Raw genomic sequence first — 20,023 nt, forward strand, 5'->3', positions numbered from 1 at the left:
CCCGGCGGGGTGGCCGGTCGGGCAGATGGGGCAGGCCGTTCGGCCCGAAGGATGTCTGGTTGACGCCGCATTGACGGGATATTGACGAGATCCGGTCAGTTGGCGAGATCCGTTCACACCTTCGTAGGATCATCACCCTAGAATTCGCCGCGTGACGATGACTCAGTGGTGCGCAACGGCAACCGGCGTACTTGCCGCCCTCGCCCTGCTGGCCGCCGCCCGCTACCGCGCGGTCGCCGCCACCCAGCGCCACCGGGCCGACCGGCAGCAGCGCGAACTCGCCCGCCTCCAGGAGCAGCTCGGCACCGAGCTGAACCGACGCGGCACCGAACTGGCCGCCGTCCAACAGGAGCAGGAGCTCAACGCCTCCACCCAGCGGGCCTTCCTCAGCGTGGCCCGCCGGATCCTCGTCATGGCGCACGACCAGCAGGCCCTGCTGGACGAGATGGAGCGCACCCACGACGACCCGGCCCTGCTGGAGGGCCTGCTCAAGGCCGACCACGCCGCCGCCCAACAGGCCCGTCTCGCCCAGACCCTGGCCGTGCTCTGCGGCGCCCGGGCCGGCCGGCACTGGCCCGAGCCCGTCCCGTTGGAGGACGTGGTGCGCGGCGCCCAGTCGCGCATCCTGCCCTTCCAGCGGGTGGTGGTCCGCAGCCGGATCGAGACCGCCGTGGTCGGCGCCGCCGCCGAGGCACTGATCCACGCCGTGGCCGAACTGCTGGACAACGCCACCCGCTACTCCCCGCCCAGCACCCAGGTGTTCGTCACCCTGATGCCCGTCCACAACGGCGTCGTCGTCGAGATCGACGACGGCGGGGTCGGCATGCCCGAGCAGGCCGTCGCCAAGGCGGCCTCCGCGCTGGCCGGCGGCACCGCGCTGGAGGTCTCCCGCCTCGGCGAGGTACCGCAGTTGGGCCTCGCCGCGGTCGGCCGGCTCGCCGAGCAGTACGGGTTCCGGGTCACCCTCAGCTCCGCGCCCTCCCCGTACGGCGGGGTCCGGGTCGTGGTGCTGCTGCCGAACGCGCTGCTCACCGAGCCGCTCCCACCGACCGTTCCAGGCCTCGGCCCCGACGACCTGGCCTTCACGCCCGGCTCCCACCGGGCCGTACCGCCGCACTTCCCGGCCGCCCCCGCGACCGGCTACCCGCCGGAGGCCGGCTACCCCCCGGCCGCCGCGCACCCGCTCCTGGAGGTCCCGCCGACCGGCGGCTCCCCCGCGACCGCCCCCACCGCACCACCGCCGCTGCCCCGGCGGAGCCACCGGCGCGACCCCGCCGCCCGCACCGCCCGCACAACCGCCGCCGAGCCCCCGCCCGCCCCGCCGTACCGGTCGGCCCCGCAGGCCCAGGCGTTCATGGCGAACTTCCAGGCCGGCACCGCCAGCGGCCGGTCGGCCGCCCGGGCCCAGGCCCACACCGATCCCTTCTTCCCCGCTTCCCCCCAGCTTCCCCAGCGCTCCGGAGAGTTCCATGACCACCACCCCTGATCTCGGCTGGCTGCTCGCCGACATCGTCTCCGTCCCCGAGGTCCAGCACGCCGTCGTGGTGTCCAACGACGGCCTGGAGATCGGCCGCACCCCGGGGATCGTGCGCGACGACGCCGAACGGCTCGCCGCCGCCTGCTCCGGCCTGCAGTCGCTGGCCCGCGGCGTCGCCCAGGGCTTCGGCGGCCGCGGCAGCGCCACCCGGCAGATCATCATCGAGTACGGCGGCGGCTACCTCTTCATCGTCGCCGCCGGGGCCGGGGCCCACCTGGCCGTGGTGACCGGCGAGGCCGTCGACGCCGGCCTGGTCGCCTACCAGATGCAGGTCCTGGTCGAGCGGATCGGCGCCCATCTCACCAGCCCGCCGCGGGTCGACCACGCGGCGGGGGGCGAACGGTGAGCGGGCCGGTCCGGCCCTATGTGATCACCGGTGGCCGCAGCCGCCCCACCCGGGCCGCGCTCGCCGTCGAGAGCCTCGTCAGCGCGCTGCCCGACCGGCCCGAACTCCCCGAGCACGCCCTGCTCAACCGCGAGCACCAGCGCATCCTCGACCTCTGCCGCAGCCTGCTGTCGATCGCGGAGGTCGCCGCCCACCTCGGACTGCCGCTCGGCGTCGTCAAGGTGCTGGTCGGCGACCTCTGGGACCTCGGCGCCCTCCAGGTGCTCCCGCCCGTACCGCAGGCCGAACGCCTGCCCGCAACCCTCCTGGAAGAGGTGCTCGTTGGCCTCCGCCAACTCCGCTGAGCCGCGGTCCACCGAAGCGCGGTCCGCCGAGGGCCTGGCCGCCGACCGGTCCGCCGAGGGCCTGCCGGCCGAGCCGCAGTACCTGCCCCCGTCCGTCCGGGGCGCGGTGAAGATCCTGGTCACCGGCCCGTTCGGGGTCGGCAAGACCACCCTGGTCGGGTCGCTCAGCGAGATCACCCCGCTGCGCACCGAGGAGACGATGACCGCCGCCAGCAGCGGCGTCGACGACCTCACCGGGCACAGCGGCAAGACCACCACCACGGTCGCCCTGGACTTCGGCCGGATCACGCTCAACCCCCGGCTCGCCCTGTACCTCTTCGGCACCCCCGGCCAGCAGCGGTTCCGGCCGCTCTGGGACGACCTGGCGCAGGGCGCGCTGGGCGCCATCGCCATGGTCGACCTGCGCCGCCCGGACGAGAGCTTCGACGTGCTCGGCCGACTGGAGGAGCAGCGCATCCCCTTCGCGGTGGCCGTCAACACCTTCCCGGACTCGCCGAGTTACCCCGAGGAGGAGCTGCGCTCCGCCCTCGACCTGCTGCCCGACGTGCCGATCCTGTTCTGCGACGCCCGGGACCGCCGGGCCGCGTACGACCTGCTGATCGACTTCGTCGGCCATCTGCACTCGACCGCCGTACTGGAGCTCCAGCGATGACGACTCCCGAGCCCGGTACCGCCGCCGCGCACGACACCGCTGGGCACGGCACCGCACCGCACGGCACCGCACCGCACGCCGGGGCCCCCCGCCACGCCGGGCCCCCGCCGGGCTGCCCGGCGCACGTCGCGCCGCCCGGTCCGGGCCCGTACACCCCGCTGTACGGCGCGGCCGTCGCCGAGGACCCGCACGGCCTGTACGCCCGGCTGCGCGCCCAGTACGGCCCCGTCGCCCCGATCGAGCTGGAGCCCGGGGTCGAGGCCTGGCTGGTGGTCGGCTACCCCGAACTGCTCGAACTCACCCGCAACGAGGCGCTGTTCTCCAAGGACTCGCGGCGCTGGAAGGTGCCCAAGGAGGGCCGGCTGGCCGCCGACTCCCGGCTCCTGCCGATGACCTCCTGGCGGCCCACCCTGCTCAACCTGGACGGCGCCGAGCACCAGCGGCTGCGCGCCGCCGTCGCCGACACCCTCGCCCAGATCGACCACCGCCAGCTGCGCGAGACCGCCGAGGCCGCCGCCGACGCCCTGATCGACAGCTGGGGCCCGGACGGCACCGCCGACCTGATCGCCCAGTACGCCCGCCGGCTGCCGCTGCTGGTCTTCACCCGGCTGCTCGGCCTGCCCGCCGAGGCCGGCCCCCGGCTGATCGAGCTGATCAGCCACTTCGTGGACAGCAGCGAGAAGTCGGTGCGGGCCAACGCGGAGTTCCAGGCCCTCCTGGTCGACCTCGTCCAGCGCCGCCGCAGCGCCCCGAGCGCCGACCTCACCTCCTGGCTGCTCGCCCACCCGGCCGCGCTGTCCGACGAGGAGGCCGTGCACCACCTGGTGGTGATGATGGTCGCGGGCAACGAGACCACCATCAACTGGACCGGGAACACCCTGCGGCTGCTGCTCACCGACCGCCGCTTCCGGGCCACCCTCACCGGCGGCCGGCTCACCGTCGCCGACGCGCTGGAGGAGGTGCTCTGGCGCGACCCGCCGACGCAGAACTTCCCCGGCCGGTGGGCCACCGGCGACACCGTCCTCGGCGGGCAGTACATCAGCGAGGGCGACATGCTGGTGCTCGGCCTGGCCGCGGCCAACGCCGACCCGGCCGCCCAGGGCGGCGCCCTGCCGGGCCACGGCGCCCTCCCCGGCCACGGCACCCTCGGCGGCAACCGGGCCCACCTGGCCTGGGGTGCGGGCCGGCACGTCTGCCCGGCCCAGCACCCGGCCCGGATCATCGTCGAGACCGCCGTCGAGACCCTGCTGCACCGGCTGCCGGACCTCCAACTCGCCGTCCCGCCGGGCGAACTGGCCTGGCGGCCGTCGCCCTGGTCGCGGGCCCTGGTCAGCCTGCCGGTGCTCTACAGCGCCTTCACCCCACCCCGTCCGCCAGCTCCCGAGAGGCCTTCATGGACACCGCCGCAGCCGACCTCGACCGATCCGGCCTCCAGCCCATCCGACTCGACCCCTTCGGGCGCGACCAGCACGGAGAGAACGCCCGACTCCGAGCGGCCGGGCCTGCGGTCCTGGTGGAACTCCCTGGCGGGGTGGTGGTCTGGGCGATAACCCACCACGACACCCTCCAGGAGCTGCTCGCCGACCCGCGCGTCGGCAAGAACCCGCAGCTGTGGAGCACCTTCACCGAGGGCCGGCTGCCGCAGGGCTGGCCGCTGCTGAACTTCGTCACCGTGCCGGGCATGGTGACGGCCGACGGCGACCACCACCGCCGGCTGCGCGGGCTGGTCACCCAGGCGTTCACGCCCCGCCGGATAGCCGAGCTGCAACCGGCCATCGAGGCCCGGGCGGTGGCCCTGCTCGACCGGGTCGCCGAGCTGGAGGGCGAGTTCGACCTGCGCGAGCACTTCGCCTACCCGCTGCCGATGCAGGTCATCGGCGAGCTGCTCGGCCTGCCCGAGCGGCAGCAGGACGAGCTGCACGAGCTGTCGAACACGCTGGTCTCCAGCTCCGCCACCCCCGAGGCCGCCGTCGCCGCCCAGCAGGGCCTGCACGCGCTGCTCGCCTCGGTAGTGGCCGGCAAGCGCGCCGAGCCGGGGGACGACCTCACCACCGACCTGATCGCCGCCCGGGAGTCGGAGGACCGCCTCAGCGAGCAGGAGCTGGTCGGCACGCTGCTGCTGATGCTGGTCGCCGGGCACGAGACCACGCTGAACCTGATCACCAACGCCGTCCGCGCCCTGCTCGCCCACCCCGAGCAGCTGCGGCTGGTGCTGGACGGCGGGCAGCCGTGGTCCGCGGTGGTCGAGGAGACGCTGCGGTACGACTCGCCGGTCGGCCAGTTCCCGCTGCGCTACGCGATCGAGGACATCCCGGTCGGGGACGTGGTCATCCCGCGCGGGCAGGCGCTGATCGCCTCGTACGCGGCCGCGGGGCGGGACTCCGGGCACCACCCGGACGCCGACCGCTTCGACATCACCCGTCGGCCGAACCGGCACCTCTCGCTCGGCCACGGGCCGCACTTCTGCCTCGGCTCCGGCCTGGCCCGGCTGGAGGCGGAGACGGCGCTGCGCTTCCTGTTCGAGCGGTTCCCCGGCCTCGCGCTGGCCGAGGGGTCGGCGAGCGAGCCGATCGGGTCGTTCATCAGCAACAGCGTGCGGACGCTGCCGGTCACCCGCTGAGGCCCGGGCGGCCGGGACTCGCCGCGTCGGTGAGGTGACCTCAGGGCGGCCGGGTCGTTTGGCGTTCCATGAAGAAACTCGCGACTCTGGCCGCCCTCACCATGGCGGGCCTCGCCCTGGCCACCCCGGCGGCCTCCGCCGCCACCTCCACCGCGACCTCGCCGGACGCCCTCGACGGCCTCTCCAGCGGCCTCACCCTCTCCCCCGCCGACCTCGTCATCCACGAGGCGGGCAAGCTCCCGGTGACCGGCCACCTGGCGCAGGAGGTGGAGGCGATCGGCACCAACCAGATGACCCACCCGGGGCTCAGCGGGCAGATCGGCTAGGCCCCGCGGCGGGTCGGTTCGGCGGGCGGGCCGGTCCGGGTGCACCCCCGCGGGCACTCGGACCGGCGGCCCGTCACCCCTCGGCGAGGGCGTTCAGCTCCTGGTAGGTGAGCCCGCCGTCGAGCGCGGCGTACGTACCGGTGCCGTAGACCTCCTCGGCGGCGCGGCGCACGGCCGCGTACGCCGCCTTGGCCAGGCCGGGGCCCAGGCTGACCCGGGCCACCCCGAGCCCGGCCAGCTCCGGGACGGTCGGCGATCCCGGACCGGCCAGCACGTTCAGCGGCGCCGGAACGGCCGCGACCAGGGCGGCGATCGTCTCCGGGTCGCCGACACCGGGGGCGAACACCCCGTCCGCGCCCGCCTCGACGTACCGGCGCAGTCGGCTGACGGCCTCGTCCAGGCGGCCCTCGGGGGCGCCGATCCCACGGAGGAAGACGTCCGTCCGACCGTTGACGAAGAGGTCGACGCCGGCCTTGTCCGCCGCCGCGCGCGCCGCCGCGATCCGCTCGGCCGCCTCGTCGACGGGCAGGTCGGCGTCCTCCAGGTTGACGCCGACGGCGCCGGTGGCGAGCAGGGCGGTGATCGACTCGCCGACCTCGGCGGCGCTCGCGCCGAAGCCGCTCTCCAGGTCCGCGGTGACGGGCAGCCCGACCGAGCGCACGATCAGCGCCGTCCGGGCGAGCACCTCGTCCCGGTCGGCGCCCTCACCGTCGGCGCTGCCGAGCGACCAGGAGATGCTGGCGCTCGCGGTCGCGACGGCCGTGGCTCCGGCGGCGGCGACCAGGCGGGCCCCGGCGGCGTCCCAGACGTTGGCGAGCACCAGCGGCTCGCCCGGGCGGTGCAGGGAGCGCAGGCGCAGGGCCAGCTCCTGCTGGGTGGACGTCATGGCCGTTCCCCCTACTTCGCGGCCGGGCTGAGCCGGGAGGTGACACCGATCCGGTTCCAGGAGTTGATGGCGATGATCAGCGCGATCAGCTGCGCCAGCTCCTCCGGCTCGAACTGCTCGGCGGCCTCGTCGTAGACGGCGTCCGGCACGTGGCCCTGGGTCAGCAGCGTGACCGACTCGGTCAGCGCGAGGGCGGCCCGCTCCCTGGCGGTGAACCACGGCGTCTCCCGCCAGGCCGGCAGGCTGAGCAGCCGGTGCTCCTGCTCGCCCTCCTTCACGGCGTCGGTGGAGTGCATGTCGATGCAGAACGCACAGCCGTTGATCATCGAGGCGTGGACCTTGACCAGCTCCGCCAGCACCGGGTCCACGCCCTTCCGGGCGGCGCGGTCCAGGCCGATCATGGCCTTGTAGAAGTCGGGGGCGAGGTCCGGGAGGGAGATCCGCTGCGCGGGGGCGGGCACGGTGCCGTTCGCATGCTCGTTCGTCGTCATGCAGGCCAGCCTAGGGGCGGAGTGGACCGTCACCCTGGTGCGTTTGGACGATGGATCCTTGGGCCACTTGGCGGCACCGGCGCCGCTCGGACCGACCCGCCCGAGTGTGGCACGGCCGCGGCGCAAAGGGCAGGGTGCACGCCTCCCCCGATGGAAACAGGCGTGCGAGGATCACTCCCAGGGTGGCGCTGCCGGTCACCCGCAGGGCAAGGTCAGGGGGACCAGACCGTGTGTACGGCGTTCATCAGCATCGAGCCCTCGTCGGCCGTGCCCGTGCTGCTGCTCTCGGTCCGGGACGAGTACGCCGGGCGGCGGTGGTCCCCGCCGGACCGCCACTGGCCCGCCCACCCCTCGCTGGTCGGCGGCCTCGACCTCGCGGCGGGCGGCACCTGGCTCGCGGTCGCCCCGGGCACCCCCGGCGACCGGGGCGCCACCGCCGCGGCGGCCTGCCTGCTCAACGGCTTCGGCGCCATGGCCCCGGCGCAGAACCGCCTCTCGCGCGGGCAGCTGCCGCTGGTGGCCCTTCGCGACGGCGGGCTCGACGGGGTAGACCTCGCCCGGTACGACCCGTTCCACCTGGTGCTCGTCGGGCGCGCCGGGGCGCGGGTGCTCAGCTGGGGCGGCGGCGCCCTGGCGGACCGGGCGCTGCCGAACGGCCTGAGCATCGTGGTCAACGACGGGCTGGAGGGGATGGCGGAGAACCGCACCGCCTCGGAGCTGGTCCGTTCGGTGATGGCCGCCCGCGCCGCGCACTTCCGGGCCCGGTTCGAGACGGCCGCGCGCCCCGAACCGCTCGACGGTGAGACGGCTCAGGCCTGGGGGTCCTGGCTGCCGATCGTCTCCGGCGACGGGCTGGAGCCGGACGCCCCGGCCGCCCTGATCCAGCGCCGCGAGTTCGGCGACGGGCGGATCTGGGGCTCGTCCTCGATATCGCTGCTCGCCTTCGGGCCGGACGGCGTCCGCTACGACTTCAGCCCGGCCCCGGCGCCGGCCGAGGGGGCCTGGCGCCGGGTCGGGCTGGTGGGCTCGCCCTGCTGAACAGGGGCCGACTGCCGGATCAGCCCTCGACGGGGGCCTCGCCGCGGGCCTCGCGCCAGCGGGCGGCGACGGCCTCGCTCACCCAGTAGAAGAACTCGGTCTTGAGCCCCTCCTCGGTGCTGGCCGCCTCCACCCACCACATCGGCCAGTGCTCCCGCTGGTAGTGCTTGTGCAGGACCCGGGTGAAGGCCGACAGGGCTCCCCGCAGCTGCTTGCGGTCCGTGCCGAGCCGCTCCACCAGGACGCTGTAGCTCACGCGCTCGGTCGGCTGCTTCGCCAGGATGTCGAGGATGGCCGCGACCGTCCGGACCGAGTCCCGCCCGTCCCCCGCCAGCAGCCGGAGGTCCTGGACGGTCCACGCGTCCCGCTGCCACTGACCGTCGCCCTGCGGGCTCTTGCCCTGCCACGCCGGCGAGCCGGCCGCCCCGGCCCCCTTGAGTTCGCCGATGTAGGTGTACACGTCCGTCACGAACTCGCGCGGCACCGGCACCCAGATGAACTCGGAGTCTTCCTGCGTCATGTGATCGGCCTCCCCTTGGTGCCGCCCGTGTGGCGGCAGGTCGATACTGACACGCAGTTAGTCCACGTGTCTACCCGCTAGTGCCAGCTAGTGCCCTACTAGTGCCGCTAGCCGGGCTGCGGCGGCGCTCATCGGCCCCGCCCCCGCCTCGGCGACTCCGCCCTCGCTCCGGCCGCCACAACCCCTGCGGCTATCGTCCGTCGGTGAACTGACGAATCGAAAGACGAGGATGGGGCGGATGAGCGAGCAGGACGACCTGGCACGGCGCTTCGAGGAACACCGGCCCCATCTGCGGGCGGTGGCCTACCGGATGCTCGGCTCGCTCAGCGAGGCGGAGGACGCCGTCCAGGAGGCCTGGTTCAAGCTGAACCGCGCCGACACCACCGACGTCGGGAACCTCGGCGGCTGGCTGACCACCGTGGTCGGCCGGGTCTGCCTGGACATGCTGCGCTCGCGCGCCTCGCGCCGCGAGGACCCGCTGCACGACCAGGACGGGCAGGTCCGCCTCCCCGATCCGGTCATCAGCGGGCCGGACGGCCTCGACCCCGAGCAGGAGATACTCCTCGCCGACTCGGTGGGCATCGCCCTGCTGGTCGTCCTGGACACGCTCGCCCCGGCCGAACGGCTCGCCTTCGTCCTGCACGACATGTTCGCCGTGCCCTTCGACGAGATCGCCACCATCCTCGACCGCACGCCCGCCGGCACCCGGCAGCTGGCCAGCCGCGCCCGCCGCCGCGTCCAGGGCGCCGCCCCCGCGCCGGACACCAGCCTGGCCCGCCGGCGGACCGTCGTCGACGCCTTCCTCTCGGCCGCGCGCGGCGGGGACTTCGACGCCCTCGTCGCCCTGCTCGACCCCGACATCGTGGCCCGCTCCGACGGCGGCGCCCTGCTGCCCAGCCTGGTCCGCCGCGGCGCGGCCGAGGTGGCCTCGCAGGCGATCACCTTCGCCCGGTTCGCCCAGTCCGGGTACCCGGTGCTCATCAACGGCACGCCGGGCGTGGTGTCGACGGCGGAGGGCCGCCCGATCTCGGTGATGTCCTTCACCATCCAGGGCGACCGGATCACCGCCCTCGACTTCCTCACCGACCCGGAGCGCCTCGCCCGGCTCGACCTCAGCGCCCTCGGCGGGCTGGACGGCCTCGACGGCTGAGGCCGACGGCCGTGTGGTGGGGCGGCGGGCCGCACCACACGGCGCACTCACTGCTGCCCCAGGACCATCCACTTCTCCGGCTTCTCCAGCGGCGCGAACCCCACCTTGGCGTAGACCTCGTGGGCGTCGGCCGTGGCCAGCAGGACGCGCCGCAGCCCGAACAGGGCGAGGTGGTCGCCGACGGCGGCGGCCAGGGCGGTACCGAGGCCCTTGCCGCGCGCGTCGGGGGCGATGTAGACGTCGCAGAGCCAGGCGAAGGTGGCCTGGTCGGTGACCACGCGGGCGTACCCGCGCTGGGCGCCGGAGGTCTCTTCGTAGAGCCCGAAGTTGAGCGAGCCGGCGATGGCCTGGTCCTGCTTCTCCCGGGGGCGCCCGAGGGCCCAGTACGCGTCCAACGACAGCCACTGGTGGATCAGCGCACGGTCGAGGCGCCCGGGGTCGGTGGAGATCTCATAGCCGGCGGGGAGGTTCGTGGTCATGGCCGCATCCAAGCAACCCGGCCGGAGGGCGGGCCACCGAATTGCCCGCAGGGGCCGTGGCGCACCCCAGGGCAGACTGCCCCTAGAGGCACGGTTGATCCGCATTCGAACCCCTTGTGGGGCGAGATGTTGATCAAGCGTCAGGACCTGCGGAGGATGGGCGGGAAGGCCGCCAGTACTCGGCCGCCCCCTGCCCGCCCTCCCCCTCCGAGGTGCCCATGAACAAGATCAAAACCGCGGTCGCCACCCTCGCCCTGCTCGCCACCGCCGGGCTGCTCGCCACCCCCGCCCAGGCCGCCGGCAAGTCCGAGGACGCCCAGATCTGCACCAGCAAGCTCGGCTTCAGCGGCGGCAGCTTCTACTGCGGCGGCGCCTACGGCGACGGCGAGAGCCCCTGGCCGCTGCAGAGCGGCGACTGGGTCGACTTCGTGATCGGCCTCGACCACGCAGTCTGGTTCCGCACCACCAACCACGCCGAGTGGATCTCCCTGGGCGGCTACTTCACCGGCAAGGTGACGTTCAACAAGAAGCTCAACGACCTCAACTTCACCATCAACGCCCTCGGCTCCGACGGCAGGACCACCTGGTCCCGCGACCGCACCCACAAGGGCTTCGTCACCCCCTGGTACGTCAAGGGCTAGAACGGAACAGCCGAGCCCTGCGGCCGGAACGTCCTCACTGGCCGCAGCCACCAACGAGCGCCTGCGGCCAGCACGATCACCGCACGGCTACTCAGCCTTCGGCCACTCCCATCCGAGCTGGAGAAAGAGGCCGAGACGGTCACTCACGGCGCGGATCTCGGTGATCTTGCCCTCGGTGAGGGTGAAGATCCAGATCGCCTCGTTCTCGAAGCTCCGGCCAGTCGGCTCGGGCATGCGCGGGTGGGTTCCATCGTGGACTCCACGCTGAGTGACGCGAGCGACCACCTGGTCGCCCTCGCCGATCAATTCGTCCACACGGACCGTGAGCGGCTCGAACGCGACCAACTGCTGACGAAGCCCCTCGAACGCAGAGCCCGGCTCGTCGACCTCCCCATGGATGATCTTGTTGTGGTCCACGACGTCGTGCGCCATGAACCGGGGAAGGTCCGCGAGTCGCCGGTCGCCGACCGCTTCGAAGAAGCCCAGAACGACCTTCTTGTTGTGATCCACCACTGAGACCCCCGTCTAATCGATTGTCAGTCATCGGATCCTAATCACCTTGATCCACGGGCCCGTCCACACGTTCGTGGCCGGCACTTTCGAGGCAGGCCCCAGGAACGCCCGGCCGAGCCACGCGACCGGAACGCCCTCGGAGCCCCCGGCCCGGCGAGCCTGAAGCTCGACGTCTGGCGAGCGGGTGGACCGCTGCCCACATGCTGCGGGGAGGGCGACACACGGAGAGGACTGTGCTGCTGAGCTCGGCTCCCGGCCGGAGGAGACGCATCAGGCCGACCCGTGGGGATGAACGGCGACCGATCTTGTCGAAGGGTCAGCCCCGCCGCAGGGGGCAGGGCGGGGGTGTCTCACTGGTGGCGCTGAAGGTCCGGGGGCAGGAGATGACGGCCACCGATCGGAGCTGCTGGCCGGGTATCCAGTACGTCCAGACCACGTCATGGGGGAAGGTCCCCAGGAACGCCTGGGATCAGGCGAGATCAATCTGCCGGTGGATCTGCCCCTGACCTCCGCTTCGGCTGTCCTAGCCTGACGTGCGGCGCTCAAGCACTGGCTGACGCGCCATCAAATGCGCAGTCCCGTGCGCCTGCCACGTCCGGAAGGATCCGAAGTCCACCCATGACCAGTATCCGCATACGAGCCGCCGCCATCGCGGCCGCCGTCGCGATCGGGTTCGGCACCCTCGCCACCGGTGTCGCCCATGCCGCCCCCGCGCCGACCCTCGCGTCGGCCGCTGCGGCGCCCGCCGCCGTGGCCGCCGCACTGTCGGCGCCCACCCGCATCCCGATGAACAGCGTGCTCTCCAGGAACCAGGCCTGGTACTCGCCGAACGGCCACATCCTGCTGGCCATGCAGGGCGACGGCAACGTCGTCCTGTACCGCGACACCACCCCGATCTGGGTCGCCCGCGGTGCCATGCCCAACGGCAACATCCTGGCCATGCAGGGCGACGGCAACCTCGTCGTCTACGCCGCCGACAACACCCCGCTGTGGTCCAGTGGGACCGCCAACCACCCCGGCGCCGAGCTGACCATCTACAACGAGGGCGCCATCGCGGTCGAGCAGAACGGCAAGATCCTCTGGACCTCCGCTCCGCCCGCCACCAACCCGTACCAGTGCCCGCCGTGGGGCCCGCCCTACCCCGGCCAGTACATCCCGCCGTGGTGCCCGGTGTGGCCCTTCTAGGGTCAGGCCCATCAGGCGGTGATCAATCCGCGGGATCCGCCTTCACCGCGGGCTCTCGGACACTGATCGAAACATCCCCACCGCCCGTGACGGATTCATGACTGTCCGTCAAATCCGCTGCTCTTCTGGCGTAAGATTCGATGGCCGCCACCCGAACTCGGGTGGCGGCCATCGATGTTCAACGCGCACGCTTCTACTTGGCGGTCGATGCCGCGCACGTTGTTCCTCACAACAGGGCCAGTATGCCAGCAGCGTGGCGGTTCAGGTGGACGCCTTCCCCCACTTTGCCCGTGCATCGGCCCCGAAAGGCTGAACGTGCACGTCGCTCCCCTCACCGCCGACATGATCGCCCTCGCCCGGCCGACCGGGACGCCGCCGGCTAACGAGTTCCGGCTCAGGCTCGGGCAGTGGATGCAGTCGCTCCCCACCGGCGGGGCCTGGCGGTCGCTCGGGCCGTCCTTCGTCCTCTTCCTGATGCACGCCGCACAGAAGGCCGACGCCGACGGCACCAACCTGCACCGCCCGCCCTCGAACCTCTGGTTCGCGCGGGCCTGCCGCGTCTCCAAGGACTCCGTCCCCGGCTTCTACCGCGCGGCCGAGGCCGCCGGGTTGATGGCCCTGCTCACCGGCCCCTCCGGCGCCCGCGTCCGCGGCTACGCCGTCACCCTGCCGCTCGGCGGTGAACCCGACTGGGACGCCGCCCTCGCCGTGCTGCGCTCCGACACCCGGCGGACCAAGCAGGAACAACTCCGCTGCTCCGCCGCCGGTAAGTCCGCACGTGCGGTGCTGCCCAGGCAGCGCCGCGGCGAGAGCGAGTCCGCACGTGCGGAGTCGGGCAGGTCCGCACGTGAGGGCTCGTTGATCCGCACGTGCGGACACAACCAAGAAGTCTCTTACCAGGAACAGGAGATGGTTGCTGTTGTAGTGACAGTGACCCCTCCGCGCGCGAGCGACGAACCCCCACCACCGCCGCCACCACCGCCACCACCTCCGCCGCCACCGCCGCCGCCCCCGTCGCTGCCCGACCACTCCGGCTGGGACCGGATGGCCGACCACCTGCCGCCCGGCCTCCAGGAGGCCGCCCGCGCCGTCCCCGAGGGCAACCTGCTGCGCCGGACGGCCGCCAGGGCCCTCCGGGACGGCTGGGCGAGCCCCGGGTGGCTCGCCGCCCGCCTGGCCTCCCGACGGCCGCCCTGCGGCCCCGCGGACTCACCCGCGGACCGGCTCGCCGCCGGCCTGGCCGCCGCCCTGCGGGCGCTGCAACCCTGGCCCGACTCCCCCGGATCGCCGGACGACCACGCCGAGTTCACCCGGCTCCTGGCCATCCGCACCCCCGGCGCACACCTGCTGTCGGACGGGGCATAGCTTGTGCCGCGTGAACGACGAGACTGCGGCGCTCCCGCCGACCGTGTACCCGTCCGCCAAGGGCCGGACGCTGCTGATGCTGCTCGGTGCGATCGCCTTCGTGGCGGTCGGGGCTGTCCTGCTGCTGCAGCAGGACGGGGTGAAGAACGTGGTCGTCGGGGCGGCCGCGGTGCTGTTCTTCGGCCTCTGCGCCGTGCTGCTGCTGGCCCGGCTGGTGCAGGGCCGACCGGAGCTGGTGCTGGACTCGGCAGGGCTGGAGCACGTGCAGCTCGGCCGGATCGGCTGGGCCGAGATCGGCGCCGTGCGGATCCGCGACATCCGGGTCAGGAACGCCCACCAGCGCATGATCGAGCTGCTGCTGCACGACCCCGCCGGGTACCTGACCCGGGCGCCCCGGCTGGTCCGCGCGACCGCCTCCGCCAACCGGGGCCTCGGGTACGGCCCGGCCAACATCTCCGCGAACACCCTGCCGGTCGGCCTGGAGGACGTGCTGGCGGCGATGGTGCGCCACCACCCGCGGCTGGTCGTCCAACCCTAGGCCAGGGTCTGGACGGCGGCGCGGACCTTCTGGGCCAGGGCGGGCGGCAGGGTGCCGTATCCGAGCGCGGCCGCCGACCGCTGGCCGTCCGCGCCCACCGCGTACACCAGGAACGGGCGCAGGGCCCGCAGGGCGTCCGCCACGTTGCCCCGGTCGCACACCAGCGCGTAGCCGATCTGGATGATCGGGTAGGCGCCCTCGACCCTCGTCGTGAAGTCGACGTCCAGGGCCAGATCTGCGCCGCTGCCCACGATTCGGGCCGCGCCCGCCGCCCGGCCGGGCGAGTCGGCGTCGACCGCCACCGGCGCGGGGGCACCCGTCGCCAGCCGGGCCGTCCTCAACTGCCGGGCGTCGCCCGCCGGGACGAAGGAGATCGCGCCGTCCGTCCCGGTCACCTCGCGGGCGAGGTCACCGGCCGGGGCCGGCTGCCCGCCCCGGATCGGCCAGGACCTGGCCGGCGGGTGCGCCCAGTCGTCGGGCGCGGCCGTGGCCAGGTACTGGGTGAAGGTGAGCGTGGTCGACGAGTCGTTCGAGGGCCGGAGCACCGTGATGCGGGCGGCGGGCAGCACCGTCTGCGGGTTGAGCCTGGCGATCCTCGCGTCGTTCCAGAGCGTGATCCGGCCGTCGAAGATCTGCGCGAGGGTGGCCGCGTCCAGCACCAGGGCGTCCACGCCCGCCAGCCGGTAGACGACGGCGATCGGCAGGACGCTCAGCGGCAGTTGGACGGCCCGGCCGCCGATGCAGCGGCGCGCCGAGTCCCCGACCTGACGCGACGTCAACGTCACGTCGGTGAAGGCGAGATCGGGCCAGCCGGACAGGAACTGCTGGAACCCGGTGCCCGCGGAGAGGCTGTCATGGGCGAGCTCCGCACCCGGGCAGATCTTCATGTAGTCGACGATCCAGCGGTCCATGACGTCCTCCTGGAGGCCGTCCCCGCCGATCTGGACCCGACCGAGCGGACCGCAGGGCGCCGGCTGGCCCGACGCGACGGGCGAACCGGCCGCCCCCGCACCACCGTTCGCCGCACCCTCGCCCTCGCCCGGCCGACCGGGCCCGTTGAGCACCGCGGTGAGCGCCACCGCCGCCGCGGCGATCACCGAGGCGCCGAGGAGGAGGGCCGTCCGGCGCCGGGCAGGCCGGCGGGACGGCGGCAGCACCGGGAGCGGCGGCAACGGCACGGGCGGGTCCGCGACCTCGGGGTACGGCGTGTCCAGGACGGTCGCCACGGCCGGCCGGTCCGGCTCGGCGGACACCTCGGCGGGCGGCTCCGCCTCGCCCGTCGCCCAGGCCAGCAGCCGCTCCACCGTGGGCCGTCGAGCGGGCTCCTTGGCGAGGCAGGCGGTGACCAGCGGCCGCAGCTCCACCGGCAGCCCGCGCAGGTCGGGGTCCTCGAAGACCACCCGGAAGCCCATCGCGTGCACCCCCTCCCCGTCGAAGGGTCCGCGCCCGGTGGCCGCGTACACCAGGACCGACCCCACGGCGAAGACGTCCGTCGCCGGGCCGACGGCACCGCGCCGGAACTGCTCGGGCGCCATGAACGGGGGCGTGCCGACGATCGAGCCGGTGGTGGTCAGCGGGGCGGCGTCCAGCGCACGGGCGATGCCGAAGTCGATGACCCGCGGGCCGTCGTCCGCGAGCAGCACGTTGCCCGGCTTGAGGTCGCGGTGCACCAGCCCGACCCGGTGGATGTCCCGCAGCGCCTCCGCCAGCCCCGCCGCCAGCCAGCGCAGCTGCGCCACGGACAGCGGCCCCTGCTTCTCGACCCGGTCGGAGAGGGTGGGGGCGGCGATGAAGACCGTCGCCAGCCAGGGCGCCTCGGCATCGGCGTCCGCGTCGACCACGGAGGCGGTGAACGCGCCGCTGACCCGGCGGGCGGCCGCGACCTCCTGCCGGAACCGGGCCCGGAAGGCGGCGTTCTCGGCCAGCTCGGGACGGATCACCTTCACGGCGACCTGCCGTCCGGAGGCCGACCGGGCGCGGTAGACCACGCCCATCCCGCCCGTGCCGAGCCGGTCCTCCAGCCGGTACCCGCCGATCACCCGCGGATCGGTCTCCCGCAGCGCCACGCGGTCGCCCCCTCTTCCCCCGGATCAGCGTAACCGCGTGTCCTCTGCCACGGGTTGGGGTTCACCGGCCGGGCGGCTCCTCGTAGGGAATGCGGGGGTTGCGCGGGCGCTGAAACGCGCCCGCAGCCGGCGCCTCGCGCTCCACCTTGGGGCGGGGAGCAGGCTTGGGCTGCGGCTTGGGCTTGGGCTTGGGCTTGGGCTGCGGCTTGGGCTTGGGCTCCGGCTTGGGCTTCGGCTCCGGCTTGGGCTTCGGCTCCGGCTTGGGCCGCGCGTGCTGGGCCCGCCTCCGTACAACCGCGTACCAGATCAGGGCCAGGATCCCGACGACCACGCACTCCAGCGTCGCCGCCGGCGTCCAGCCCGGGTACCGCCCGAAGACCTTCGGCACCAGGAAGTCCCGGACCAGCCACGCCGCCAGCGAGGAGAGCCCGGTCAGCACCACCGCCCGCACCGGCACCACCCAGCGGGCCTCCCGCCGGGGCCGCCCGGCCAGCCAGTCCAGCAGCAGCGCCACCCCGTAGGACATCCCGATCAGCACCGCCAGCTGCGGCGGGCCCGCGTGCTGCGGCGGCGTCTGCTCGGCCAGCAGGTCCGGCAGCACGATCGGCAGCGCGAGCAGGTTGCCCAGCACGGAGGAGAACAGCAGCATCCCGAACAGGCCCAGGCACCCTGGCCCCGAGCTCGTCGAACTCCCGTACGGCCGCGCCATGTTCGCCCCCGAGGTGTCACGTCCGGTCGGCGCAATCTAGCGCAGCGCGGCGCCTCCGGGGCAGGGTCCGGGGATTCCCGCGGCCGGCGGCAGCCGACGGACCTGGCCCGGACCTGAAGCCCGCAGAGCCCGGACCGGTTGGCGGGCGATAATCCCGGTGCGACTACGGACCGACCGCCCGACCGGCGGCACAGCGCAAAGGCCCTCATGACGACTTCCTGGACCGCCTTCGGCGGCGATCTGCACCTCGACCTCACCGGCCGGCGGGCGGCCGGGAGCGGACTGCGGGCGGCGCTGGAGGACGCGCTGCGCGAGGCCGTGCAGGACGGACGGCTGGCCCCCGGCACCCGGCTGCCGTCCTCCCGGGCCCTCGGGGAGGACCTCGGGATCGCCCGGAACACCGTGGTCGAGGCGTACGGCCAGCTCACCGCCGAGGGCTGGCTCACCTCCCGGCAGGGGTCCGGCACCACGGTCGCCGAGCGGGCGGCGCCGCGCCGCACCGCGCCCGCCCCGAGCGGGCCGTCCGGGCACCCGACCGCCCGGTACGACCTGATGCCAGGACGCCCGGACGTCTCGCTGTTCCCCCGCGGCCCCTGGCTGGCCGCCGCCCGCCGGGCGCTGGCCGTCGCCCCGCACGAGGCCTTCGGCTACGGCAGCCCGCAGGGGCGGATCGAGCTGCGGCGGGCGCTCACCGACTACCTCGCCCGGGTGCGCGGGGTCCGCACCGACCCCGAGCACCTGGTGATCTGCGCCGGCTTCACCCAGGGGCTGGGCCTGCTCTGCGGCGCCCTGCGCGAGCGCGGCGCCCGCGCGCTGGCCGTCGAGGCGTACGGGCTGCCGCCGCTGTACGCCGGCGTCCGGGCGGCGGGGCTCGCCACCCTGCCGCTGCCGCTGGACGGCTCGGGCGCCCGGACGGACCTGCTGGACGGCCGGCCGGGCGCCGTCCTGCTCACGCCCGCCCACCAGTTCCCGACCGGGGTGCCGCTGACCGCCGAGCGCCGGGCCGCGGCCGTCGGCTGGGCCCGGGAGCACGACGGGTACGTGATCGAGGACGACTACGACGGCGAGTTCCGCTACGACCGGCAGCCGCTCGGCGCCATGCAGGCGCTCGACCCGGAACGGGTGGTGTACGCGGGCACGGCCGCCAAGAGCCTCGCCCCCGGCCTGCGGCTGGCCTGGCTGGCACTGCCGGACGCACTGGTCGAACCCGTGGCCCGGCTCAAGCAGGTGGCGGACACCATGTCCCCGGTGCTGGACCAGCTCACCCTCGCCGAACTGATCACCTCGGGCACCTACGACCGCCACGTCCGCCGCTGCCGCCTGCACTACCGCCGCCGCCGGGACGCGCTGGTCGCGGCGCTCGCCGAACGCGCCCCGCAGGTCCGGGTGACGGGCATCGCCGCCGGGCTGCACGCCGTCCTGCGGCTGCCGCCGACCGCGCCGCCGGAGGCCGAGCTGGTGCGGCGCGCCGCAGCCGCCGGCCTGGCCGTCGGCAACCTGGGCTGGAGCCGCTCCGAGCCCGCGCTCGCCCCCGCGGCCCCACCCGGGCTGGTGATCGGCTACGCCACCCCGCCGGACCACGCCTTCCCCGGGGCGCTCGACGCGCTCTGCGAGCTGCTGCGCGACTGCTGAGGAACACCGCAAGGAGCAGCGGTCACTTGTTCCGGTTGCCCAGCTCGAAGAGCAGCATCAGGAAGCCCGCGAAGCCGTGCGTGGCGACCATGTAGATCAGTACCCGGATGCCGACGCGGCGGTTGGCCCACTTGCCGGCGTCGACGGTCTTCGGGGCGTCGGCGGGCGCCGCGACGGCGACGGCAGCAGGAACGGTGGTGGGATCAGCCATGGGAGATCTCCTCCAGGAGTTCTGACGAAGGGTCAGTGCGGAGTGGCAGGGCCGCCGCCGAGGCAGAGTTCGCCACCGGGGCTCTGCAGCAGGGTGTGGACGAAGAGCAGCTCCACCCCGTGCGCCGACTCGGCGGCGATGCAGTGCGGGGTGAGCGAGTCGAAGTGCGCGGAGTCGCCCTCCGCGAGCAGGTGGACGCGGTCGCCGAGGGTGAGCCTCAGCCGCCCCTGGAGGACGTAGAGCCACTCCTCGCCGGGGTGCACCCGGACGACGGCGTCCTGCACGCCCGGGGGGACGTGCACGCGCAGCGCCTGCATGGCCCGGCCGGGGGCGCCGGCCCGGCGGTAGCCCCAGCCGCCGGCCCGGCCCGGCTCGATCACGCCGCCGCGCACCACCGGGTCCGGCTCGACCATGGCCTCGCCGAGGAGGCCGGAGACGGACGTGCCGTAGGCGCGGGCGAGGCCGAGAAGCACGGGCAGCGAGGGCTGCCGGCGACCGGTCTCCAGTCGGGAGAGATAGGCTGGGGAGAGTCCGACCCGGGCTGCCGCCACCTCCAGGGTGAGGCGGCTGCCGAGTCGGTGCTCGCGCAGTCTGGTGGCGAGGCCGGCCACTTCCTGGTCGTCGAGCCGGCCCTCGACGGGCTGGTCGGCCGACCGGTCACCAGGCTGGTCACCGGACCGGTCACCGGGCTTGTCCCCGGCGGGTGGGCCGGGCGGGCTGCTGGTCATGTGACCAGTGGACACCCCACGTGCCGCTCGGGCAAGAAATTTGCCT

The 20,023-nt window shown here is 74.1% G+C and carries 23 protein-coding genes; 14 read left to right on the plus strand and 9 right to left on the minus strand.

What is annotated here, in order from left to right:
• Positions 1 to 157: 157 nt before the first annotated feature.
• From ACIGZJ_RS26395 to ACIGZJ_RS26425, 7 genes are all read left to right on the plus strand, one after another.
• Complete coding sequence (locus ACIGZJ_RS26395; RefSeq protein ID WP_396459639.1) at positions 158 to 1,486, plus strand: sensor histidine kinase; 1,329 nt, start codon at positions 158 to 160, stop codon at positions 1,484 to 1,486.
• Positions 1,470 to 1,883: a roadblock/LC7 domain-containing protein gene (locus tag ACIGZJ_RS26400; protein ID WP_396459542.1), complete on the plus strand. Its 414-nt coding sequence runs from the start codon at positions 1,470 to 1,472 to the stop codon at positions 1,881 to 1,883. Before ACIGZJ_RS26395 ends, ACIGZJ_RS26400 begins: the two co-directional genes overlap by 17 nt.
• Positions 1,880 to 2,227 carry a DUF742 domain-containing protein gene (locus tag ACIGZJ_RS26405; protein WP_396459543.1) on the plus strand — a complete coding sequence of 116 codons (348 nt, stop codon included), beginning with the start codon at positions 1,880 to 1,882 and terminating at the stop codon, positions 2,225 to 2,227. The genes ACIGZJ_RS26400 and ACIGZJ_RS26405 overlap by 4 nt, the downstream gene beginning before the upstream one ends.
• 61 nt (positions 2,228 to 2,288) lie before the next feature.
• Entirely contained in the window at positions 2,289 to 2,879 is a 591-nt protein-coding gene (locus ACIGZJ_RS26410; RefSeq protein ID WP_396459640.1) for a GTP-binding protein, read from the plus strand.
• On the plus strand, positions 2,876 to 4,429 hold the full coding sequence (locus ACIGZJ_RS26415) for a cytochrome P450 (RefSeq protein WP_396459544.1): 1,554 nt from the start codon (positions 2,876 to 2,878) through the stop codon (positions 4,427 to 4,429). Before ACIGZJ_RS26410 ends, ACIGZJ_RS26415 begins: the two co-directional genes overlap by 4 nt.
• The gene (locus ACIGZJ_RS26420; RefSeq protein ID WP_396459545.1) at positions 4,393 to 5,499 is read left to right on the plus strand and encodes a cytochrome P450; all 1,107 of its coding nucleotides are present in this window, start codon (positions 4,393 to 4,395) and stop codon (positions 5,497 to 5,499) included. Before ACIGZJ_RS26415 ends, ACIGZJ_RS26420 begins: the two co-directional genes overlap by 37 nt.
• Before the next feature lie 68 nt (positions 5,500 to 5,567).
• Positions 5,568 to 5,825, plus strand: coding sequence for a hypothetical protein (locus tag ACIGZJ_RS26425; RefSeq protein WP_396459546.1), 258 nt, complete (start codon positions 5,568 to 5,570; stop codon positions 5,823 to 5,825).
• 73 nt (positions 5,826 to 5,898) lie between these two features.
• Here the strand turns inward: ACIGZJ_RS26425 and ACIGZJ_RS26430 are convergent, their stop codons facing one another.
• Together ACIGZJ_RS26430 and ACIGZJ_RS26435 are read right to left on the minus strand one after the other, a co-directional pair.
• Positions 5,899 to 6,711, minus strand: coding sequence for an isocitrate lyase/phosphoenolpyruvate mutase family protein (locus tag ACIGZJ_RS26430; RefSeq protein ID WP_396459547.1), 813 nt, complete (start codon positions 6,709 to 6,711; stop codon positions 5,899 to 5,901).
• A gap of 11 nt (positions 6,712 to 6,722) precedes the next feature.
• On the minus strand, positions 6,723 to 7,202 hold the full coding sequence (locus ACIGZJ_RS26435) for a carboxymuconolactone decarboxylase family protein (protein ID WP_396459548.1): 480 nt from the start codon (positions 7,200 to 7,202) through the stop codon (positions 6,723 to 6,725).
• 228 nt (positions 7,203 to 7,430) lie between these two features.
• On the opposite strand from ACIGZJ_RS26435, the gene ACIGZJ_RS26440 reads away from it, so the two are divergent.
• Complete coding sequence (locus ACIGZJ_RS26440; RefSeq protein WP_396459549.1) at positions 7,431 to 8,240, plus strand: NRDE family protein; 810 nt, start codon at positions 7,431 to 7,433, stop codon at positions 8,238 to 8,240.
• A gap of 19 nt (positions 8,241 to 8,259) precedes the next feature.
• Here the strand turns inward: ACIGZJ_RS26440 and ACIGZJ_RS26445 are convergent, their stop codons facing one another.
• Positions 8,260 to 8,760 (minus strand): hypothetical protein, encoded by a 501-nt coding sequence (locus ACIGZJ_RS26445; protein WP_396459550.1) that lies wholly within the window; start codon positions 8,758 to 8,760, stop codon positions 8,260 to 8,262.
• Between the two features lie 238 nt (positions 8,761 to 8,998).
• Between ACIGZJ_RS26445 and ACIGZJ_RS26450 the strand changes: the two genes are divergently transcribed.
• Positions 8,999 to 9,910, plus strand: a complete 912-nt coding sequence (locus ACIGZJ_RS26450; protein WP_396459551.1) for a sigma-70 family RNA polymerase sigma factor — start codon at positions 8,999 to 9,001, stop codon at positions 9,908 to 9,910.
• Positions 9,911 to 9,957: 47 nt separating this feature from the next.
• Here ACIGZJ_RS26450 and ACIGZJ_RS26455 read toward each other — a convergent pair whose 3' ends face one another.
• Positions 9,958 to 10,389: a GNAT family N-acetyltransferase gene (locus ACIGZJ_RS26455; RefSeq protein WP_396459552.1), complete on the minus strand. Its 432-nt coding sequence runs from the start codon at positions 10,387 to 10,389 to the stop codon at positions 9,958 to 9,960.
• Between the two features lie 218 nt (positions 10,390 to 10,607).
• Here ACIGZJ_RS26455 and ACIGZJ_RS26460 point away from each other — a divergent pair, with 218 nt between their 5' ends.
• Complete coding sequence (locus tag ACIGZJ_RS26460) at positions 10,608 to 11,030, plus strand: hypothetical protein (RefSeq protein WP_396459554.1); 423 nt, start codon at positions 10,608 to 10,610, stop codon at positions 11,028 to 11,030.
• 87 nt (positions 11,031 to 11,117) lie between these two features.
• On the opposite strand, the gene ACIGZJ_RS26465 is transcribed toward ACIGZJ_RS26460, so the two are convergent.
• The gene (locus ACIGZJ_RS26465; RefSeq protein ID WP_396459555.1) at positions 11,118 to 11,540 is read right to left on the minus strand and encodes an ester cyclase; all 423 of its coding nucleotides are present in this window, start codon (positions 11,538 to 11,540) and stop codon (positions 11,118 to 11,120) included.
• A 621-nt stretch (positions 11,541 to 12,161) separates the two neighbouring features.
• On the opposite strand from ACIGZJ_RS26465, the gene ACIGZJ_RS26470 reads away from it, so the two are divergent.
• The 3 genes from ACIGZJ_RS26470 (at position 12,162) to ACIGZJ_RS26480 (ending at position 14,631) form a co-directional block, all read left to right on the plus strand.
• Positions 12,162 to 12,728 carry a hypothetical protein gene (locus tag ACIGZJ_RS26470; RefSeq protein ID WP_396459556.1) on the plus strand — a complete coding sequence of 189 codons (567 nt, stop codon included), beginning with the start codon at positions 12,162 to 12,164 and terminating at the stop codon, positions 12,726 to 12,728.
• 315 nt (positions 12,729 to 13,043) lie between these two features.
• On the plus strand, positions 13,044 to 14,093 hold the full coding sequence (locus tag ACIGZJ_RS26475) for a hypothetical protein (protein WP_396459557.1): 1,050 nt from the start codon (positions 13,044 to 13,046) through the stop codon (positions 14,091 to 14,093).
• A 10-nt stretch (positions 14,094 to 14,103) separates the two neighbouring features.
• Positions 14,104 to 14,631, plus strand: a complete 528-nt coding sequence (locus ACIGZJ_RS26480; protein WP_396459558.1) for an STM3941 family protein — start codon at positions 14,104 to 14,106, stop codon at positions 14,629 to 14,631.
• Here the strand turns inward: ACIGZJ_RS26480 and ACIGZJ_RS26485 are convergent.
• Entirely contained in the window at positions 14,628 to 16,697 is a 2,070-nt protein-coding gene (locus ACIGZJ_RS26485; protein ID WP_396459559.1) for a serine/threonine-protein kinase, read from the minus strand. The two genes, ACIGZJ_RS26480 and ACIGZJ_RS26485, sit on opposite strands and share 4 nt — an antisense overlap.
• A gap of 61 nt (positions 16,698 to 16,758) precedes the next feature.
• Positions 16,759 to 17,346 carry a hypothetical protein gene (locus ACIGZJ_RS26490; protein ID WP_396459560.1) on the minus strand — a complete coding sequence of 196 codons (588 nt, stop codon included), beginning with the start codon at positions 17,344 to 17,346 and terminating at the stop codon, positions 16,759 to 16,761.
• A 267-nt stretch (positions 17,347 to 17,613) separates the two neighbouring features.
• Here ACIGZJ_RS26490 and ACIGZJ_RS26495 point away from each other — a divergent pair, with 267 nt between their 5' ends.
• A complete protein-coding gene (locus ACIGZJ_RS26495) occupies positions 17,614 to 19,038 on the plus strand; it encodes a PLP-dependent aminotransferase family protein (RefSeq protein ID WP_396459561.1) in 1,425 nt (474 codons plus the stop codon).
• 22 nt (positions 19,039 to 19,060) lie between these two features.
• On the opposite strand, the gene ACIGZJ_RS26500 is transcribed toward ACIGZJ_RS26495, so the two are convergent.
• Both ACIGZJ_RS26500 and ACIGZJ_RS26505 read right to left on the minus strand, forming a co-directional pair.
• Entirely contained in the window at positions 19,061 to 19,249 is a 189-nt protein-coding gene (locus ACIGZJ_RS26500) for a DUF6126 family protein (protein ID WP_396459562.1), read from the minus strand.
• A 32-nt stretch (positions 19,250 to 19,281) separates the two neighbouring features.
• On the minus strand, positions 19,282 to 19,977 hold the full coding sequence (locus ACIGZJ_RS26505) for a helix-turn-helix domain-containing protein (RefSeq protein ID WP_396459563.1): 696 nt from the start codon (positions 19,975 to 19,977) through the stop codon (positions 19,282 to 19,284).
• Positions 19,978 to 20,023 lie beyond the last annotated feature (46 nt).

The sequence above is a fragment of the Kitasatospora sp. NPDC052868 genome (assembly GCF_044547105.1).
Lineage (GTDB): Bacteria > Actinomycetota > Actinomycetes > Streptomycetales > Streptomycetaceae > Kitasatospora.

Excerpts from the sequence above, each read along its gene's own strand:
- ACIGZJ_RS26395 (WP_396459639.1), top strand. The coding sequence starts at position 158 with ATGACTCAGTGGTGCGCAACGGCAACCGGCGTACTTGCCGCCCTCGCC.
- ACIGZJ_RS26400 (WP_396459542.1), top strand. The coding sequence starts at position 1,470 with ATGACCACCACCCCTGATCTCGGCTGGCTGCTCGCCGACATCGTCTCC.
- ACIGZJ_RS26415 (WP_396459544.1), top strand. The coding sequence starts at position 2,876 with ATGACGACTCCCGAGCCCGGTACCGCCGCCGCGCACGACACCGCTGGG.
- ACIGZJ_RS26425 (WP_396459546.1), top strand. The coding sequence starts at position 5,568 with ATGAAGAAACTCGCGACTCTGGCCGCCCTCACCATGGCGGGCCTCGCC.
- ACIGZJ_RS26430 (WP_396459547.1), bottom strand. The coding sequence starts at position 6,711 with ATGACGTCCACCCAGCAGGAGCTGGCCCTGCGCCTGCGCTCCCTGCAC.
- ACIGZJ_RS26435 (WP_396459548.1), bottom strand. The coding sequence starts at position 7,202 with ATGACGACGAACGAGCATGCGAACGGCACCGTGCCCGCCCCCGCGCAG.
- ACIGZJ_RS26445 (WP_396459550.1), bottom strand. The coding sequence starts at position 8,760 with ATGACGCAGGAAGACTCCGAGTTCATCTGGGTGCCGGTGCCGCGCGAG.
- ACIGZJ_RS26450 (WP_396459551.1), top strand. The coding sequence starts at position 8,999 with ATGAGCGAGCAGGACGACCTGGCACGGCGCTTCGAGGAACACCGGCCC.
- ACIGZJ_RS26455 (WP_396459552.1), bottom strand. The coding sequence starts at position 10,389 with ATGACCACGAACCTCCCCGCCGGCTATGAGATCTCCACCGACCCCGGG.
- ACIGZJ_RS26460 (WP_396459554.1), top strand. The coding sequence starts at position 10,608 with ATGAACAAGATCAAAACCGCGGTCGCCACCCTCGCCCTGCTCGCCACC.
- ACIGZJ_RS26470 (WP_396459556.1), top strand. The coding sequence starts at position 12,162 with ATGACCAGTATCCGCATACGAGCCGCCGCCATCGCGGCCGCCGTCGCG.
- ACIGZJ_RS26490 (WP_396459560.1), bottom strand. The coding sequence starts at position 17,346 with ATGCTGCTGTTCTCCTCCGTGCTGGGCAACCTGCTCGCGCTGCCGATC.
- ACIGZJ_RS26495 (WP_396459561.1), top strand. The coding sequence starts at position 17,614 with ATGACGACTTCCTGGACCGCCTTCGGCGGCGATCTGCACCTCGACCTC.
- ACIGZJ_RS26500 (WP_396459562.1), bottom strand. The coding sequence starts at position 19,249 with ATGGCTGATCCCACCACCGTTCCTGCTGCCGTCGCCGTCGCGGCGCCC.
- ACIGZJ_RS26505 (WP_396459563.1), bottom strand. The coding sequence starts at position 19,977 with ATGACCAGCAGCCCGCCCGGCCCACCCGCCGGGGACAAGCCCGGTGAC.